Origin of the sequence: Dactylosporangium sp. NPDC050588 (assembly GCF_040654975.1) — a bacterium.
Taxonomy (GTDB): domain Bacteria; phylum Actinomycetota; class Actinomycetes; order Mycobacteriales; family Micromonosporaceae; genus Dactylosporangium; species Dactylosporangium maewongense.
The window spans coordinates 1-18,785 of the sequence record NZ_JBFAJA010000112.1 but is presented as its reverse complement, the minus strand read 5'-3'; the positions used below and the strand labels follow the sequence as shown (position 1 = coordinate 18,785).

14 protein-coding genes are annotated in these 18,785 nt (G+C 68.5%); 8 read left to right on the top strand and 6 right to left on the bottom strand.

Annotation, left to right across the window (positions count from 1 at the left end):
* The first annotated feature begins 3 nt into the window (after positions 1-3).
* On the top strand, positions 4-1,254 hold the full coding sequence (locus tag AB0I21_RS50110) for a carbohydrate-binding protein (protein WP_360571982.1): 1,251 nt from the start codon (positions 4-6) through the stop codon (positions 1,252-1,254).
* A gap of 84 nt (positions 1,255-1,338) precedes the next feature.
* On the opposite strand, the gene AB0I21_RS50105 is transcribed toward AB0I21_RS50110, so the two are convergent.
* Genes AB0I21_RS50105 through AB0I21_RS50090 form a run of 4 tightly spaced genes read right to left on the bottom strand, consistent with a single transcriptional unit; the run spans position 1,339 to position 5,956 of the window.
* Complete coding sequence (locus AB0I21_RS50105; RefSeq protein WP_360571980.1) at positions 1,339-2,853, bottom strand: alpha-N-arabinofuranosidase; 1,515 nt, start codon at positions 2,851-2,853, stop codon at positions 1,339-1,341.
* Between the two features lie 24 nt (positions 2,854-2,877).
* Positions 2,878-3,738: a carbohydrate ABC transporter permease gene (locus tag AB0I21_RS50100; RefSeq protein WP_360571978.1), complete on the bottom strand. Its 861-nt coding sequence runs from the start codon at positions 3,736-3,738 to the stop codon at positions 2,878-2,880.
* Positions 3,735-4,607, bottom strand: a complete 873-nt coding sequence (locus AB0I21_RS50095) for a sugar ABC transporter permease (protein WP_360571976.1) — start codon at positions 4,605-4,607, stop codon at positions 3,735-3,737. Before AB0I21_RS50095 ends, AB0I21_RS50100 begins: the two co-directional genes overlap by 4 nt.
* Positions 4,607-5,956: an extracellular solute-binding protein gene (locus AB0I21_RS50090; RefSeq protein ID WP_360571974.1), complete on the bottom strand. Its 1,350-nt coding sequence runs from the start codon at positions 5,954-5,956 to the stop codon at positions 4,607-4,609. The genes AB0I21_RS50095 and AB0I21_RS50090 overlap by 1 nt, the downstream gene beginning before the upstream one ends.
* Before the next feature lie 235 nt (positions 5,957-6,191).
* Here AB0I21_RS50090 and AB0I21_RS50085 point away from each other — a divergent pair, with 235 nt between their 5' ends.
* Complete coding sequence (locus AB0I21_RS50085; protein ID WP_360571972.1) at positions 6,192-7,214, top strand: LacI family DNA-binding transcriptional regulator; 1,023 nt, start codon at positions 6,192-6,194, stop codon at positions 7,212-7,214.
* A gap of 78 nt (positions 7,215-7,292) precedes the next feature.
* Here the strand turns inward: AB0I21_RS50085 and AB0I21_RS50080 are convergent, their stop codons facing one another.
* Positions 7,293-8,798, bottom strand: coding sequence for a cellulase family glycosylhydrolase (locus AB0I21_RS50080; protein ID WP_360571971.1), 1,506 nt, complete (start codon positions 8,796-8,798; stop codon positions 7,293-7,295).
* A 255-nt stretch (positions 8,799-9,053) separates the two neighbouring features.
* Positions 9,054-10,112, bottom strand: a complete 1,059-nt coding sequence (locus tag AB0I21_RS50075) for a LacI family DNA-binding transcriptional regulator (protein WP_360571969.1) — start codon at positions 10,110-10,112, stop codon at positions 9,054-9,056.
* A gap of 332 nt (positions 10,113-10,444) precedes the next feature.
* Here AB0I21_RS50075 and AB0I21_RS50070 point away from each other — a divergent pair, with 332 nt between their 5' ends.
* The 6 genes from AB0I21_RS50070 to AB0I21_RS50045 all read left to right on the top strand — a co-directional run.
* Positions 10,445-12,658 (top strand): alpha-galactosidase, encoded by a 2,214-nt coding sequence (locus tag AB0I21_RS50070; RefSeq protein WP_360571967.1) that lies wholly within the window; start codon positions 10,445-10,447, stop codon positions 12,656-12,658.
* Between the two features lie 4 nt (positions 12,659-12,662).
* Positions 12,663-13,580, top strand: coding sequence for a sugar ABC transporter permease (locus tag AB0I21_RS50065; protein WP_360571965.1), 918 nt, complete (start codon positions 12,663-12,665; stop codon positions 13,578-13,580).
* Positions 13,581-13,591: 11 nt separating this feature from the next.
* Positions 13,592-14,530: a carbohydrate ABC transporter permease gene (locus tag AB0I21_RS50060; protein WP_360571963.1), complete on the top strand. Its 939-nt coding sequence runs from the start codon at positions 13,592-13,594 to the stop codon at positions 14,528-14,530.
* A 72-nt stretch (positions 14,531-14,602) separates the two neighbouring features.
* Positions 14,603-15,952, top strand: coding sequence for a sugar ABC transporter substrate-binding protein (locus tag AB0I21_RS50055; protein ID WP_360571961.1), 1,350 nt, complete (start codon positions 14,603-14,605; stop codon positions 15,950-15,952).
* Positions 15,953-16,288: 336 nt separating this feature from the next.
* The gene (locus AB0I21_RS50050; protein ID WP_360571959.1) at positions 16,289-17,986 is read left to right on the top strand and encodes a lectin; all 1,698 of its coding nucleotides are present in this window, start codon (positions 16,289-16,291) and stop codon (positions 17,984-17,986) included.
* A 485-nt stretch (positions 17,987-18,471) separates the two neighbouring features.
* Positions 18,472-18,785, top strand: a 314-nt coding sequence (locus tag AB0I21_RS50045) for an RICIN domain-containing protein (protein ID WP_360571957.1), incomplete at its 3' end; no start/stop codon positions are given.

Genomic DNA, 18,785 nt, shown 5'->3' with positions numbered 1-18,785 from the left:
ACCATGCGACTGAGGTCCTTCCTCGTCGCCGGCACGGTCATCGCCGCGACCGTCACCGCCCTGACCGGCAACGCCGCCACGGCGGCGGCCACCCGGTTCGAGGCGGAGGCGGCGCCGGCGGTGTGCACCGGCACGATCGACAGCAACCACGCGGGGTATTCCGGCAGCGGGTTCTGCAACGGTTCCAACGCCGTGGGTGCGTACGTGCAGTTCACGGTGACGGCGGCCTCGGCCGGGGTGGCGACGCTGGGTGTACGGTTCGCCAACGGCGCCACCGCCGGGCGCCCGGCGGACGTGCTGGTCAACGGCGCCCGCGTCGGCACCGCGGCGTTCGCCGGGACCGGCGCGTGGACCACCTGGTCCACGACCACGCTCACCGCGACGCTCAACGCCGGCAGCAACACCGTCCGGCTCAGCCCGACCACCGCCGACGGCCTACCCAACGTCGACTACCTCGAGCTGACCGCCGGCCCGGCACCGAGCCCCACACCGTGCGCCCCACCGCCGTCGTCGAGCTCGCCGTCGCCGCAGGCAAGGGTCACGGTGTGGCTGGCCGGCGACTCCACGGTCGCCGACCCGTCCGGCGGCGCCGTCTGCCCCGTCGGCTGGGGCAACCAGTTTGCCCAGTACTTCACCGGCAACGTGACGGTGCGCAACAGCGCCGTGGGCGGGCGCAGCATCCAGACGTGGCTGTACGACCCCAACGTCACCAGCGCGACCGGCCCGGCGGGCGAGTGCGTCATCAACCCGGCCACCTACTCCACCCGCTGGCAGGCCATGCTCGACCCGGCTACCGGCCTGCAGCGCGGCGACTACCTGCTCATCCAGTTCGGGATCAACGACGGTTCCAGCACCTGCCCCCGCCACGTCGGGTCCGCGCGGTACCAGCAACTGCTGAGCATGATGGCCGACGCGGCGAAGGCACGCGGCGCCCATCCCGTCTTCCTCACCCCCGCCGCCGCGCTCACCTGCTCCGGCAGCACGGCCGTCGGCAACCGCGGCTTCATCACCGAGACGAACGCCGCCGGCAGCGCCGGCGCCGTCCCCGTCATCGATCTGCACCGGCTGAGCTACACGCTCTACAACAGCCTGCGCCTGTGCCCGTTCAACGGCGACTACGGCGCCGGCCCGGCCGGCGCGTTCTTCTGCAACGACCACACCCACTTCGAGACGGCCGGCGCTACGCAGATCGCCGGCGTCATCGCCAAAGCACTCCGTGACCAGCAGATCCCCCTTGCCGCCTACCTGCAGTAGGAGGAGTACCGGGGCTGCGGCGCCTCTCACGCCGCAGCCCCGGCTGGTCCGCACGTCCCGGCCTTGGCCGATGTACAGGTGGGTTCAGTGGGTCAGCCGGATCGCCGTCCAGGACACGGGCGGGAGGGTGACCTTGAGGAGTCCGGCGGTCACCTCGGCGTCCGGAGTTGGCTTCGGCACGACGCGGTCCGGGTGTTCGGCGGTGTTGGCGGCTGTGGGGTCGTCGTCGGCGAGGGTCCAGGCCTCGGCGACGCGCAGTGGAGCGCCGAAGCCGCCGAGCGCGACCGACAGGTTGAGGCTTTCCGTCTGGTGGCGGTTCACCACGAAGACGGCGACGTCGCCGGTGCCGGGGTTGTGGGTGGCGACCGCGTCGAGGACGGGAACGGCGCCGAAACGTTGGGTGTCGTACTGCGGGCCGCGCACCTCGACGCGGAGGACCTCGCCCTGAGCCAGGCGGGATGTCAGGGCGAACGGGTGGAAGATGGTCTGGCGCCAGGCCGGGCCGCCGGGCTCGGTGCGGATCGGGGCGATGACGTTGACGAGCTGGGCCTGGCAGGCGGCCGTGACGCGGTCGCTGTTGCGCAGCAGCGAGATGAGCAGGTTGCCGACCACGACGGCGTCGGTGAGCGTGTAGCAGTCCTCGATGACGCGCGGCGCCACCGGCCAGTCCGTGGCGTCGGCGTCGCGGCTCGCCTCGAAGGCGCGCAGGTACCAGACATTCCACTCGTCGAACGAGATCATCAGGCGGCGTTTGCTCTTGAGGCGCGCGCCGACACTGTCGGCTGTCGCGGCGACGCTGCGCACGAAGTGGTCCATGTCGACGGCTGAGGCGAGGAAACTGCCGATGTCTCCGTCGATTGGTTCGTAGTAGGCGTGCGCGGAGATGTAGTCGACCACGTCGTAGGCGAGCTCGAGGACCGCGGCCTCCCAGGCGGCGAAGGTCGGCATCGATGAACTGGAACTGCCGCACGCGACGAGCTCCAGTCCGGGTTCGGCGGACCGCAGCGCCCGGGCGGTCTCGGCGGCGAGCCGGCCGTACTCCCGCGCGGTCTTGTGGCCGGTCTGCCACGGGCCGTCGAGCTCGTTGCCGAGGCAGAACATTTTCACGCCGTAGGGCTGATCGGCACCGTTGGAGCGGCGCAGTTCGGCCAGGCGGGTGCGGTCGGGGTGGTTGAGGTACTCGTGGACGTCGAGCGCTTCCTGCACGCCTCGGGTGCCGAGGTTCAGCGCGTACATCACCTCGACCCCCGCCTTGCCGGCCCAGCGCATGAACTCCTCGATGCCGACCTCGTTGGTCTCCAGGCTGCGCCAGGCGAGGTCGCGGCGGACGGGCCGGTCGGCGGCCGGGCCGATGCCGTCCTCCCAGCGGTACCCGGAGACGAAGTTGCCGCCGGGGTAGCGCACGAGCGAGACGCCGAGCTCGCGGGTCAGCGCGAGCACGTCGGTGCGGAAGCCGTCCGCGTCGGCCGTGGGATGCGCCGGCTCGTAGATGCCGGTGTAGACGCATCGGCCCATGTGTTCGACGAACGATCCGAACGTCCGGCGGGAGACCGGCGCGACGGTGAATGCGGGGTCGAGGAGCAGCGAAGCGGTGAGCACGGATCTCCCATGGTTGTGCGCGGCCTACTTGACGCTGCCCGCCGCGAGCCCGCTCTGCCAGTACTTCTGCAGGGTCAGGAAGGCGATGACCAGCGGGACGATCGAGACGAGCGAGCCGGTGATGATGAGGTTCCACAGCGACTCGCCGCCGCCGTTGTTGGAGCTGGCGAGCTGGGTCCACAGGCCGAGGCCGACGGTGAGCGGGTAGAGCTTGGAGCTGGACAGCATGGTCAGGGGCAGGAAGTAGTTGTTCCAGGTGGACACGACGGACAGCAGCAGGACGGTGACCACGCCGGGGCGCATGAGCGGGAGCGCGACCCGCACGAAGGTGCGCAGTTCCCCGGCGCCGTCGATGCGGGCGGCGTCGAGCAGTTCGTCGGGGACTGACGCGGCGGCGTAGACCCGCATGAGGTACACCGCGAACGGGCTGAGCAGTGAGGGCAGGATGACCGCCCAGATCGTGTCGGTGAGCCCGGCGTTGGACATCATCACGAAGGTCGGGATGACCAGCGCGGTGAGCGGCACCATGACCGAGCCGAGCACCATGGCGAAGACGATGTTGCGGCCGCGGAAGTCGAACTTCGCGAAGCCGTAGCCGGCCAGCACCGAGACGATCGTGCAGCCGATGCCGCCGGCCGAGGCGTACAGCAGGGAGTTGCCGAGCCAGCGCAGGTACTCGCCGTTGTTGATGGTGATGAGGTGCCGGAGGTTGTCGGCGAGGTGGAAGCCCGAGAACCACAGCGCGCCGTCGCCGGCGAAGAGGCCTTCGGCGTTCTTGGTGCTGGCGACGACCAGCCACCAGACCGGCACGAGGAAGTAGCAGACCAGGATCAGCAGCAGGAGCTTCGCCCCGACGTGACGGGGGCGGCGCCGCGTGTCGCTCATGTGAAGACGCTCCCTCGTTTGCGGGTGGCGATGAGGAAGACGGCGACGGCCACGAACACCACGAAGCCGAGCGCGAACGAGATCGCCGAGGCATAGTTGAACTGCGCGTAGCTGAATGCCAGCTCGTAGGCGTAGATGTTCGGCGTGAAGTCCGGGGTCACCGAGCCGTTGGCGATCGGTCGCAGGATCTGCGGCTCGGCGAAGAACTGCAGGGTGCCGATCAGGGAGAAGACCAGGATCAGCACGAGCGTCGGGGACACCATCGGGACCTTGATGCGCAGCGCGATCTGACGCCCGCCGGCCCCGTCGATCCGGGCGGCCTCGTAGACCGCCGGATCGATGCTGCGCAGGGCCGCATAGATGATGATCATGTAGTAGCCGGACCACTGCCATGTGACCACGTTGAGCAGGCCGTAGAAGACGTTGCCCTGGCTGAGCAGGAACGGCGCCCGCACGTCGAACAGCGCCGTGACCTGCTCGACCGGACCGAAGCTCGGGCTGTACAGGAAGCCCCACATGAGCGCGCCGAGCACGGCCGGGATCGCGTACGGCAGGAAGATCATCAGCCTCGAGAAACGGGCCAGTCGACCGGTGACCTCGTCGAGCACGAGCGCGGCGACCAGCGCCACGATCATCTGCAGGGGGATGACCACGAGGCTGAAGCGGACCACGAACCAGAGCCCTTTGCGAAACGACGGGTCGTCGAACGCGCGGGTGTAGTTGTCGATGCCGGCGAAGCTGGTGCCGGTCGCCAGGCCCTTGGTGTAGAGGCTCAGGTAACCGGCATACAGCAGCGGCGCGACCAGGAACACACCGAACACCGCGAGGAACGGCAGCACGAACAGCCAGCCGATTGCTGTGCGCCTCATCAGCGGACCGTGAAGCCCTGGCTCTTCGCGTACTGCACCAGCTGGTTGTGCAGGTCCGTGGCCGCCTGGGCGCCGGTCGTCTGGCCCGCGTTGAGCTTGACGATCTGGGCCTGCAGCTGCGCGTAGTAGTAGACGGTGAAGGGACTGTAGACCGCGCCCTTGTAGGCGTTCTCAGCTGGGATGTAGATGTCCTTGTTCGCCGTCTGGCCGTTGAAGAACTCGACCTTCGCGTTGACGAACTCGTCGGACTTCAGCACGCTCTGGTTGAGCGGGAAGATGGTCTGTGTCTTCCAGCCGTCTGCCAGCGACGCGGCGTCGGCGTACAGACCCATGGCGACCGTCGCCGCGGCCTTCTTGTCGGCGGCCTGGCTGGTGACCGCGAAGGCGGAGCCGCCCCAGTTGACCGACAGCGGGTTGGCGGTGTCCCACTGCGGTAGTGGGGCCACCGCGAACTTGCCCTTCTCGTTGCCGTTGCCGACGCCGGCGCCGCTGAGGTAGCCGGGCGCCCACGCCGCCGAGACGTAGGTGGCGTACTTGCCGCCGACCATGCCGGAGATGTAGTCGGTGGTGAACTGGTCCTCCTTGCCGACCAGGCCTTTGGCCGCCAGGTCGCCCCAGAACGTCAGTACGTCCTTGGTGGCCTGGTCGTCGAGCTTGATGGTGATGTTCTGCTTGTCGGCGAGGTCGTAGACGAAGGGCTGGGCGCCCTTCTGGATCATCAACGCGGTGGTGACGGCGGGCACGTTGCTGCCGAAGTCGCCGAACGCCGGGCCGCCCGCAGCCTTCACCTTCGCGGCCGCCTCTGCGTACTCCGCCCAGGTCTTCGGCGGTGCGGTGATGCCGTACTTCTCGAACACGTCGGTGCGGTAGATGAGCGCCATCGGGCCGCCGTCGACCGGGATCGCGTAGACCGCGTCGCCCTGCGATACGTCCTTCCAGGCCCCGGCGCTGAAGTTGGGCTTGACGTCGTTGGCGCCGAGCGGCGCGAGGTCGGTCAGCGCGCCCTGGATCTCGAACCCGACCAGCTGGTCGGCCTCGAGCATGATGACGTCAGGGGCGCCCTTCTTGGCCGACACCGCGGTCTGGAACTTCGCGTACTCGGGCTGGCCCTGCCCGGCGTTGGTCCAGCACACCTGGATGTCGGTGTGCCCGTTGTTGAAGTTGTCGACCACCTTGGCCATGTTCGGGTACCAGGCCCAGACCAGCACGCGGGTGGCGTCCTCGTGCACGATCGTGTTGGTGCAGTTGGTCGGCTTCGACTCGGTCGTGTCGCCACCGCAGCCGGACACGCCGAGTGCGACGACGGTCAGGCCGGCGGCCATGATCGAAAAAGTTCTGCTGGAGCGCATCTCTGGCCTCCTGGGTCAGCGCGCGCCGCGGTCGACCTTGGGCGTGGGCAATCACCGCCCGTGATGTCGGCACGGTCGGTGTCGCGCGCGGCGGCACGCGCTGTCTATGACGGATGTGGGGTGTACGTCCAATTGCAGCGCTGCAAAGGACTATGCCTCGCCTCGTCCCGCGCTGGCAAGAGCAAAATCCAGGAAATGCGATCCGTTACGCTGGTGGTCATGTTGGGAGGCATCCATGCGGGAAACTACGCTGCGTGACGTCGCCGACCTTGCCGGTGTCTCGCCGCGCACCGTGTCGAACGTGGTCAACGGCTACGCCCGGGTCACCGAGGCCACCCGGGGGAAGGTCGAGCGGGCCATCGCCGAGCTCGGATACCGCCCCAATGTCCTGGCCCGCAACCTGGCCACCGGGCGCTCGGGGCAGATCGTGGTCGTCGTGCCCTATCTCGACACCCCGTATTTCGCCGAACTGCTCCAGGGCATCATCCCGGCGGCCCGCAAGCTCGGGTACAACGTCCTCGTGGACCAGACCGACGGCGACCGCGAGCACGAGGGCGAGCTGATCGGCCGCGGCTCACGACGGTTCCTGTTCGACGGCATGATCCTGAGCCCGCTCGGCCTGTCGCAGGAGGACCTCGCCATCCGCGACCCCGCCCTGCCGCTGGTCATCCTCGGCGAGCGCGTCTCCGACGGCACCTTCGACCACGTCGGCATCGACGACGTGGCCGCGTCGACCGAGGCCGTCCGGCACCTCATCGACCTCGGCCGGCGCCGCATCGCCGCGATCGGCGACCAGCCCTACCCGACCGGCGAGGCCGCCCAACTGCGGACCAAGGGCTTCCGCGCCGCCCACGCAGCGGCGGGGTTGCCGGTCGACGAGTCCCTGATCATCGGCACCGCCCGCTTCAACCGCGTCGACGGCGCCACCGCGATGGCCGCCCTGCTCGATCGGGCCGACCCGCCCGACGCCGTGTTCTGCTACAGCGACCTGGTCGCCTCCGGCGCGATCCACACCCTGCTCGGCCGAGGGCTGCGCGTGCCGCAGGACGTCGCGGTGATCGGCTACGACGACATCGAGGACGGTCGCTACAGCAACCCCACGATCAGCACCGTCTCCCCGGACAAGAGGGCTATCGCCCAGCTCGCCGTCGAGCGCCTGGTCATCCGGATCACCAGCACCGAGCCGGTCCCCGGCATCGAGCTGCGCGCCGGGCACCGGCTCATCGCCCGCCAGAGCACCCTCGGCCGGTCCACGTAGGACCACCGCGGCACGGACGCCGTGGCTCGCCGTTCCGGCCGGGCGCCCTGTCGGAACTCCGGCCGGAACGGCGCCCTGTCAGGGGTTCTGCGTGAGCAGGTGGGCCTTCAGGCCCTCGCCGACACCGGGCTCCGGCGTGCCGGCCCAGTCCTTGATGAGCACGGCGCCGGTGCTGCAGCCCCACGGGCTCCACGTCCAGGCCAGGTACGACAGGCCGTGTGCGTCGGCCCAGGTCACCAGGCGCTGCATGTAGTCGAAGCCGCAGTTGTCCTGACCGAACTCGCCGATGACGACCGGCACCTGCTGCGCGACCGGCGCGACCTGGCTGTCCCAGCAGGACTGCGACGCGCAGGCGTTGAAGCTGTACGAGTGCCAGGACGCGGCGATGTTGTTCAGCGGGTCGGCCGGCTTGTAGGCGAGCCATTCCCGCATATCGTTGGCCCACTCGAGGCCGCCCACCATGAGGATGTTCGTCGCGCCGGTGGCGCGGACCGCGTCGACCAGGTCCTGCATGCCGGCGGTCTCGTAGGGCAGGCCGGTGCAGGTGCCGCCGTCGCGCAGGCACTGCCAGCCCAAGGTCTTGTTCCAGTCGCTGGCTACCTCCGGGTAGGGCTCGTTGAACAGATCGAAGACGACGGCGTTGTTGCCCTTGAAGGTGTTCGCGACGCCGGTCCAGAACACGGGGGCGTACTGCGCGTCAGGCATCGGCTTCTGGCAGGTGGCGGCGGCGTCCTTGCAGTGCCAGTCCGGTCCGTTGGTGTAGGCGCCCCGGGTCCAGTGCAGGTCGACGATCGGGGTGATGCCGTTGGCGACCAGCCGGTTGACGTAGTCCTTGACGCCCTGTTGGTAGATCGCGCCGCTCGGCGATCCGTTCAGGCCGAGCCAGCATTCCTCGTTCAACGGGATGCGGACCGCGTGGATGTTCCAGGTCTTCATGGCGTCGATGGAGGCCTGGTCGACCGGGCCGCCGTCCCACTGTCCCTTGCCCTGCACGCAGGCGTATTCGCCGCTGGAGCGGCTCACGCCCAGCAGGCGGTACGGCCGGCCGCTCGACGTGACGATCGTGTTGCCGGACACCCGCAGCTGTGGTGCCGCACCGCCGGGCTGCGGGGACGTGCTGGTGCTCTGAGAGGGGCCGGCGCTGGTGGGACCGGCTGACGGGCTGGTCACCGTGCCGGTGCACGTGGTGCCGTTGAGCGCGAACGAGAGGGGCCGCGGGTTGGCGCCGTTCCACACTCCGTTGAAGCCGATGGAGGTGGATGCGCCGGTGTTCAGGGTGCCGTTCCAGTCGAGATTGGTGGCGGACACGTGGGCACCTGATTGCGACCAGGTGGCGCTCCAGCCGTTGGTGACCTTCTGGTTCGGGTCCGGGAAGTCGTAGGTCAGGGACCACCCGGTGATCCGGGTGCCGAGGTTGGTGATGGTCACGTTGGCGGTGAACCCGCCGGACCACTGGCTCTGGACGGTGTAGGTGACGGCGCAGCCGGTGGTGGCAGCCGACGCGGGGACCGTGACGGCGACCAGACCGCCCAGTGCGAGCGCCCCGGCGGCCGCGGCGGCGAGCGCTGCGTGACGATGTTGCATCAGTTCTCCTCTTCGATCGGGTGATCGGTGGGGGCGGCTGCGCCATCGTGTTTTCGTCACTTACGGAAGTCAATATTTGTCACTCGCCGGCAGATCCCTGTTTCCGTATGCCGCGGGAACGGCAGGTCGTGACCTGCGCACATCGCTTCGACACATGAGGTGAACCGGTTATGTAAGTTACGGTCGCCCAGCCGGACCTCTCTCGGCCGTCCGTACCTGAGCCGGTGCGCGCCGGTACGTCAGTGCGTTGGCGCGTTAAGCGCTGCCGCCGCGCACAATCTCGGTGGGGACGAGGAGGCCGGGCCGCCCGGTCGGGCCGTTCTCGATCTCCTGCTGGCAGCGGGCGATGAGTTCGCCGGCGATGCGTTCAACCGGGATGCGGACACTGGTCACGGTGGGCTCGGTCAGCAGCCCCATCGCCCCGCCGTCGAATCCGGTGATGGCGATGTCGCGGCCGACCTGCAGGCCGAGGGCGTGGCAGACGTTGACGGCGACGGCGGCGACGGAGTCGCTGCTGGTCACGATCGCGTCGGGGCGCGAGCGTGCGGTGAGCAGGTGACGTATCCACTCGCGGATCTCGACGTCGGAGCCGTGGAACACGTCGTCGTCGTCGAGGGCCATCGAGTGTCGTGCGAGTCCGTCGCGGAAGCCCTGCAACCGTTCGAGTTTCCAGTAGTCGCTGCCTTCGGCGCCGATGTAGGCGTAGCGCCGGTAGCCGGTGGCCACCAGGTAGTCGACGAGGCTGATCATGCCGGCCGCGTTGTCGATGTCGACCCACTGCTGGGGCAGCTCGGGGGCGAGGCGGCCGAAGGACGCGAACGGCAGTCCGGTCTCGGCGAGCAGCCTGACCCGGGGGTCGTCCACCCGTGACTCGGAGACGATGACGGCGTCGACGTTGCGCCGGGCGATCAGTTCGCGGAAGACCGGCCGTGGGTCGTCGCCGTTGTGGGTGAAGACCACGATCTGGTAGCCCTGCTGTGCGGCTGCCTTGATCAGCGCTTGCAGGAAGCTCAGCGTGAAGCCCTTGACGATCTCGAGCTCCTCACCGGACATGTGGTAGCCGATCTGCATGCTGCGCTGGGACCGCAGCGTCTGCGCGGCGCGGTTGGGCTGGTACGCCAACTCGTCCATGGCCGCGGTGACTTTGGCGAGGGTGTCGGCCGAGAAGTAGGCGCTGCGACCGTTGAGGACGTTGGAGACGGTCTGGCGGGAAACGCCGGCGAGCCGGGCGACGTCGTCGATGTTCGGCCGGCGGCGGGGTTTGCCCGGCCCGCCGTCGGACGGCGGGCGGCCGCGCCGGGCTAGCTCGGACATGCGCTGCGCTGCTCAGGTGGCGAGCACCGAAGTGTGCCCGGTGGCGTGAGCGGAGGCGTGATCAATGGATTCCCTACGTTGTTCCGGGCGAGGAGCCCACCGGATGCTAACACCGTCCGTCGAGCACCGATGACCGCACGGTGGGCACCCCGCTCCGGTCCCCTGCCTTTGTTACCACGCCGATACGAACGTGGGTCTTGACGTGTCGAATCCAACATGGAACGTTCAATGACGTCGTTCACATTGAACGATACATGTTACTCCGGGTAGCGAGATGCTGGCTTTATGTCCGCAATGCGCACCGCATGAACACGCAGAGGAGCCACCTCCAGATGTCGACGGCAACCACCCTTCCCGGCGCGGACGACGCGGAGTTCGAAGCGCCCGGACCTCGGCCCGACGCCCGTGCGGACGAGGCCGACGGGCTGGTGTATCTGGAGGCGGCCGGGGTCGGTCTGGCGCTGGACTGCCGAGGCCGTCGGTTGCCCAGGATCCTGCACTGGGGGCGGGCGCTGACCCGCGTATCGGCGTCCGACCTCGAGGAGCTGGCGCTGTTGCTGGTGCCCGCGACGGTCCCAAACTCCCTCGACGTCCCGGCGCAGGTGGCGATCCTGCCGGAGCAGGCCACCGGGTGGTTCGGACTGCCGGGACTGCGGGGCCACCGCGACGGCCGCCAGTGGTCGCCTCGGTTCGACACCCATCAGGTCAGCTGCTACGCCGGGGCCGGGGCCGGGGCCGGGGCCGGGGGCGAGGTCGTGGTGCGGTCCACCGACGCGGCCTGTCACCTGAGCCTCGAGATCCGCATCGAGCTCACCGCCAGCGGCGTGCTGCGGGTGCGGGCCGTGCTGCGCAACACCGACGCCGAGCAGCGGTACACCCTCGACGGCCTGGTGATCGCGCTGCCCGTGCCGAACGCCGCGACGGAACTGCTGGACCTCACCGGACGGTGGGGGAGGGAGCGGTCCCCGCAGCGTCGGCCGTTCTCGGCCGGCACGCATCTTCGCGACGGCCGCCGGGGCCGGACCGGCTCGGACGCGGCGTTCGTGCTTGTCGCGGGCGAGCCCGGGTTCGGGTTCCGCACCGGGCAGGTGTGGGGCGTGCACGTCGGGTGGAGCGGCAACCACCGCACCTACGCCGAGCGCCTGCCGACCGGCGAGTCGGTGATCGGCGGCGGCGAGCTGCTGCACAGCGGGGAGCTCCGGCTCGCTCCCGGCGCGACCTACGAGAGCCCCTGGGTCTACGCGGCGCACGGGGACGGCCTGGACGCACTGACGGCCCGGTTCCATGACTACGTGCGGGCCCGGCCGCAGCATGTCCGGGGCCCCCGCCCGGTGGTGGCCAACACCTGGGAGGCCGTCTACTTCGACCACAACCTCGACCGGTTGACGGCACAGGTGCAACTCGCCGCGGAGGTCGGGGTCGAGCGGTTCGTCCTGGACGACGGCTGGTTCCGGGGCCGGCTCGACGACCGGGCCGGTCTGGGCGACTGGTTCGTCGACGAGACCCGGTGGCCGCAGGGCCTGCACCCGCTGGTCGACCTGGTGCGGTCCCACGGCATGCAGTTCGGGCTGTGGGTGGAGCCGGAGATGGTCAGCCCTGACTCGGACCTGGCCCGGGCCCACCCCGACTGGATCATCGCGGCCGGTGAGCATCGGCTGCCGCCCACCATCCGGTATCAGCAGGCGTTGGACCTGTGCCACCCGGCCGCCTACGAGTACGTGCTGGAACGGCTGGACGCCCTCGTCGGGGAGTACCGGATCGCGTTTCTGAAGTGGGATCACAACCGGGACCTCATCGATGCCCGTGTGCACGGGCAGACGCTCGCCGTCTACCGGCTCTTGGACGAGCTGCGCGCCCGCCATCCCGGCCTGGAGATCGAGTCGTGTTCATCCGGCGGTGCACGGGTCGATCTCGGCGTGCTGGAGCGCACCGACCGGGTCTGGGCCAGCGACTGCATTGACGGGCTGGAGCGGCAGGCGATCCAGCGCTGGACGACGTTGCTGCTGCCGCCGGAGCTCATCGGCTCGCACGTCGGATCGGCGCGCTCGCACACCACCGGGCGGACGCAGAGCCTGGCGTTCCGCGCCGGCACGGCGCTGTTCGGTCACTTCGGCATCGAATGGGACCTGACCGCGGCCACGCCGGCCGAGCTGGCCGAACTGCGGCGCTGGGTCCAGCTGTACCAGCAGTTCCGCGGCTGGCTGCACAGCGGGCGGACCGTCCGCGTCGACCATCCCGATCCGGCCCTGTGGGTGCACGGCGTCGTGTCCGCCGACGCCGCGCAGGCGTTGTTCGCCATGGTGGCGATGACCACGGCGGCCACCAGCCAGCTCGGTCATGTCCGTATACCTGGGCTCGATCCGGCCGCGCGGTACCGGGTGCGTCCCCTGCCGCCTGGTGACGACCCCGGCACTGTCGCACTGTCCCCGGCGCCCTGGCTGAGCGCCGACCTGGTGCTCAGCGGCCAGCTCCTCGCCGAGGTCGGGCTGTCCGCACCGCCCATGCATCCTGAACAACTGCTCCTGCTGCACTTCACGAAGGTGTGACGGCATGACATCCATAACTGCCAACACAAAGGGCCCGCGGTCGCGGCGCCGGCGCCGCGGCGGGGACCTGCGCGTGGCCGTACTGTTCCTCGCCCCGGCCACCATCGGTTTCCTCGTGTTCTATCTCTGGCCGACGCTGCGCACGTTCTATCTCAGCTTCACCGACTACAGCCTGCTCGCCCCACCGGAATGGGTCGGCGTCGACAACTACCGGCGGCTGGCGCAGGACGCGCAGTTCTGGAACGCGCTGAAGGTGACCGTGGAGTATGTGGTCATCAACATCGGGGTGCAGACGGTCGTGTCGCTGGGCATGGCGGTGCTCATGCACCGGCTCACCCGCTCGACGCTGATCCGGGGGGTGTTGCTGCTGCCGTACCTGGTGGCGAACGTGGTCGTGGCAATGGTGTGGTATACGATGCTCGACGCCCAGCTCGGCATCGTGAACCAGGCGCTGGAGTGGCTCGGCGTCGACGCCGTCGCCTTCTTCGGGGAGACGTCCACGGCGATCCCGACCATCGCGCTGGTCAACGTCTGGCGGCACATGGGCTACACCGCCCTGCTGATCTTCGCCGGGCTGCAGGCGATCCCGCCGACGATGTACGAGGCGGCCGCGATCGACGGGGCGTCCGAGCCGAAGATCTTCCGGCGGATCACCCTGCCGTTGCTGCGACCCGTGCTGGTGCTGGTGCTGGTGCTGACGATCATCGGTTCGTTCCAGATCTTCGACACCGTTGCCGTCACCACCAGAGGCGGCCCGATCAACGCCACCCGGGTCATCTACTACTACATCTACGAACAGGCCTTCCAGCAGTTCAACTTCGGCTACGCCGCGGCTGTCTGCGTCGCGCTGTTCGCCATTCTCGCCACCGTCGCCCTGATGCAGCTGCGACTGCTGCGCGCCGGCGACTCGGATCTGGACTGAGGAGCGACGTCATGGTCTCGATCCAGCAGACGCTGAACGCCACGCCCGTCTTACGGATGCCGGCTTCCCGACGCAAACGGGTGAACTGGCAGCGGGTGGTCGCCTGGACCGTCCTGATGCTGCTGATCCTCGTCACCCTCTTTCCGTTCTACTGGATGCTGCGCATCGCGTTGTCGGACAACCGGGCGCTGTCCGCGAACGCCTCCTCGCTGCTGCCGGCCGACCTCACCTTCGGCGCGTTCAAGCGGGTGCTCGGTGTCTCCTCGCTGGAGGAGGCCGCCGCGCAGGGCGGTTCGGGAGCGAAGATCTCCTTCTGGCGGTACCTGGCCAACTCCGTGCTGACCTCGACGCTGATCACCGTGTGCCAGGTGTTCTTCAGCGCGATGGCGGCATACGCGTTCGCCCGGCTGCGCTGGGCCGGCCGGGAGAAGGTGTTCTTCCTCTTCCTCACCGCGCTCATGGTCCCGCCGGTCTTCACCGCACTGCCCAACTTCGTCACCGTCAAGGAGCTCGGCCTGCTCAACACGTACGCCGGAATTGTGCTGCCGTCGCTGCTCATGACGCCGTTCGCGGTGTTCTTCCTGCGCCAGTTCTTCCTCGGCATCAGCCGCGAGGTCGAGGAGGCGGCGATCCTCGACGGCGCCGGCCACGTGCGCATCTTCCTGCGGGTCATCCTGCCGATGAGCGCCGCGCCGATCGCCACGCTGTCCCTGCTCGTCTACATCGGGGCGTGGAACGAGTACTTCTGGCCGCTCCTGGTCGGCCAGGACGAGAGCGTGCGCGTGCTGACCGTCGCGCTCGGCATCTTCCGCTCGCAGACGCCCCAGTCCGGTCCCGACTGGGCCGGCCTCATGGCCGCCACCCTGCTGGCCGCACTGCCGGTGATCGGGCTGTTCCTGGTTTTCGGACGCCGGATCGTCAACTCGATCCAGTTCTCCGGACTCAAATGATCCACCGCACCCTCTGGCACCAACACCCCCCCCCGTTTCGCAGCAACGCCCTACCCAACAGGGAGTTCGGACATGAGAAAACTGGCGCGTCTCGTCGCCGCCGTACTCGCGTTACCGCTGGCACTGACCGGCTGTGGCAGCGGTGACGACAGCAACGACAGCAGCAAGCCGACCGAAGTCAGCTACTGGCTGTGGGACTCCAACCAGCTGCCGGCCTACCAGGCCTGCGCGGACGCGTTCCACACCGCGAACCCCAACATCACGGTGAAGATCTCCCAGTACGGCTGGGCCGACTACTGGAGCAGCCTGACCACCAATCTGGTCTCCGGCAGCGCCCCGGACGTGTTCACCAACCACCTCAACTACTACCCCCAGTTCGCCGGCAAGCGGCAGATCCTGCCGATCGACGACCTCGTCAAGGCCGACGGCGTCAAGACCGACGCCTACGCACCCGGCCTCGCCGACCTGTGGGTGGGCAACGACGGCAAGCGCTACGGCCTGCCGAAGGACTTCGACACCGTCGCGATCTTCTACAACAAGGGCATGCTCGCCGACGCCGGCATCACCGAGGACCAGATGAAGACCCTCACCTGGAACCCGACCGACGGCGGCACCTACGAGAAGACCATCGCCCACCTCACCGTGGACAAGAACGGCAAGCGCGGCGACGAGCCCGGCTTCGACAAGAAGAACGTCAAGGTGTACGGGCTCGGCCTCGACGACGGCAACGGCGCGGGCGTCGGCCAGCAGATGTGGAGCATGTACGCGCTGTCCACCGGATGGCAGTACACCGACAAGAACCCGTGGGGCACCAAGTTCCAGTACAACGACCCCCGCTTCCAGCAGACCATCGGCTGGTGGCGGAGCCTGATCGACAAGGGCTACATGCCCAGCCTCGCCATCGCCCGCTCCGGCACCAGCGTCAACGACGCGTTCGGCGCCGGCAGGTACGCCTTGTCGACCAACGGCTCCTGGATGATCAACACGTACTACGGCTACAAGGACATCAAGGTCGGCACCGCACCCACCCCCGTGGGCCCGTCCGGGAAGCGCGCGACGATCTACAACGGCCTCGCCGACTCCATCTACGCCGGCACCAAGCACAAGGACCAGGCGTGGAAATGGGTCAAGTACCTCGCCTCCGCCGACTGCCAGAAGACCGTCGGTGACAAGGCCGTGGTCTTCCCCGCCATCCCGGACGCGCTGAGCATCGCCGAGCAGAAGTTCGCGGCGAAGGGCATCGACATCAGCGCGTTCACCGTGCAGATCCACGACCACACCACCTCGCTCTACCCGATCACCGACCACGCCAGCGAGATCAGCGCCGTCATGGGCCCGGCGATGGACGCGGTGCTGGCCTTCAAGGCGGACCCCTCGTCGCTGTCCAAGTCCAACGACGAGGTCAACGCGCTGTTCAAGTAACTTTCGCCGGGCGGCGCGCCGGACACCGACCACGACGTCCGGCGCGCCACCGACCTCGGCGCCCCACGGTGCTGCCGTGTTCTGCCGCGTTCCGCAGCGCCGTCCAGGCGTCCTTGCCGCCGCGGCTCGACCGTGGGTGAGCAGGAGTTCCACCCTCAGTACCGGTGCTGCCGAATGACCGTACGGAACATCGGCAGGCCCTTGACGGCCCAGCAAGCCACATGGCACGGTCCAGACATTGAACGATACATGGGCCGCTACATGTTATCGCTCACAAGATCATCAAGTCCGTGGGCCCCAACCCCACAAACGCCCCGTATCCGCCAAGGAGGCTTCGTGCGCAACACCCCGCTCCATGCGCTCCCTCGATCAAGACGAATCCGTCTCTTCCTCGCCACCTGCATCGCCCTCGCCGTCGCCGTGACGGCGGTCTGGGTCGTCCAGCCCGCCTCGGCGGCGGCCGGCGCCCCGCTGGTCAGCGTCGCCTCGGGCCGCTGCCTGGACGTGACCGGCAACGTCGATGTCAACGGCACCGACCTGGACATCTGGGACTGCAACGGCCAGGCCAACCAGCAGTTCGAGTTCACCGCCGCCGGGGAGCTGCGCACCTTCAACAGCACCCGCTGCGTCGACGCCGACAACGGCGGCACGACCACCGGCACCAAGGTGATCATCTGGACGTGCAACGGCCAGGCGAACCAGAAGTGGGCCCTGCAGGCCGACGGCTCTATCAAGGGCGGCCAGTCGGGCCTGTGCCTGGACGTCAGCAATGCCGCCACTGCCAACGGCACCAAGATCCTGCTGTGGACCTGCAACGGCCAGAGCAACCAGCGGTGGACGAGCGGCTCGGGCACCGGCAGCACGCTGGTCATCGACGCCGCCACCACCGTGCGGCCGGTGACCCGCGTCGGCAACGGCTTCCTCTACGGCCTCAAGGACGGCACCACCCCGTCGGTGTCGCTCATGCAGCCGCTGAAGATCAACCAACTGCGCCAGCCGCCGCCCGGCACCGAGCACCGCCCGAACGGATCCCCCGTCCCGATCGGCGACACGCTCGTCGTGGCCCCCAACGCGATGGCGGTGGGCGCGAAGATCACCGTCGACATGGCTGACAGCTACGACGGCTTCCCCTACTACTGGGGCGGCTGGACCGACTGGCTCAACCGCGTCGACAAGATGGTCGCGGCCGCCAAGGCGCGCCCCGACATCACCAACATCAACGCTTGGGAGCCGTGGAACGAGCCGGACTGGACCTGGCCGAGCTCGGCGGGCAGCTGGACCGACGGCTGGGCGCGAACCTACAAGCAGCTGCGCAAGAGCACCACCGCGCCGATCATGGGTCCCAGCTACTCCTACTACAACACCAACGTCATGCGGACGTTCCTCACCGCGGCCAAGGCGTCCAACACCGTGCCGGAGGTGATCTCCTGGCACGAGCTCAGCGGCTACTCCCTCGTCACCGGCAACGTGCGGGCCTACCGCGCGCTGGAGCGGGAGCTGGGCATCTCACCGCGGCCCATCTCCATCAACGAGTACGCCACCACCGGCGAGATCGACGTGCCCAGCAGCGTCAACCACTACATCGCGCAGTTCGAGCGCGAAGGCGTCCGTGACGCGGAGCGCGCGTTCTGGTACGAGGCGGGCACGCTCAACGGCCTGCTGTACAACAACCGGCCGACCGCCTCGTACTGGATGTACAAGTGGTACGCCGACCAGACCGGCAACATCGTCAAGGTCACCCCGACCACGTACAACGACGCTGTCGCCGCCTACGACGCCTCGACCCGCGTGGTCCGGGCCGTGGTGGCCGGCCAGAACGGCACCAACAACGTCCGCATCACCGGGCTCTCCGCCCTCGGCGCCTCGGTCACCGTCACCATCGACTACGTGCCGGGCTCCGGCCGCACCACCAATGTGTCGGCTGCGACCAGGGTGTCCTCGACGGCGTACACCGTCAGCGGCGGCAGCATCACCGTCCCCATCACCAACCAGGATCCCTTCGGCGCCTACCAGATCGTGGTTGCGCCCCGATAGACGTACGCACCGCGAGGGCGTGGCTTCCGGCGCCTTGAGCAAGCGCCGGGAGCCGCACCTCGCCGCCGTGGCTCCCGGCATCTTGAGCAGGGCCGGGAGCCACGGCGGGCACCGCATCGCCGCCAACGATGCGCCCGCACGGACCGCTGCTGCGCGACCCGGACGACCGCCATCTCTGAGAATTTCATCGTTCCGCCGACCGATGAGCCATGAACGAGCGGCACCCGCGTAGCTGAGCGTGTGCCGAGACCGCACAGGCCGTTGATTGCGCGACCACTTTCGCGCGATGTCCGAAACGGCCATGTCGGCGTGCCCGAAAACGGCGTGCAGATCCGCCGGCTTGGTGCATCGCGATCAATTTCGACGTCTTGACACGCACCGATGTGAGCGCAAACATCAAGCCGCAACATCGGCGTAACAATCGCCCCGGAAGCGTGGTGAAGCGCTTACGTTCGATGCTGTTTTGTCATCGAGCGGAGGACGTCATGGACTTGCTGGAAGAACGACCGCGGTCGCGGTGGCGTGGTCGGCGGCGGTTGTTGGTGGTCATGAGTGTGCTGGTGACGACGGTGTCGGGGGCGGTGGTGGTGTCGGCGTTGCCGTCGGCGTTGGCGGCGACGGTGGACACGGCGGCGTCGTATGTCTTCGTGAACCGCAACAGTGGTAAGGCGATGGATCTGTACAACTGGTCGACGGCGGAGAACGCGCCGGTGAATCAGTGGTCCCGCAATGATCTGGCGGTGCAGCAGTGGCAGTTCGTGGATTCCGGTGGTGGGTTCTACCGGGTCCGGTCGCGGCA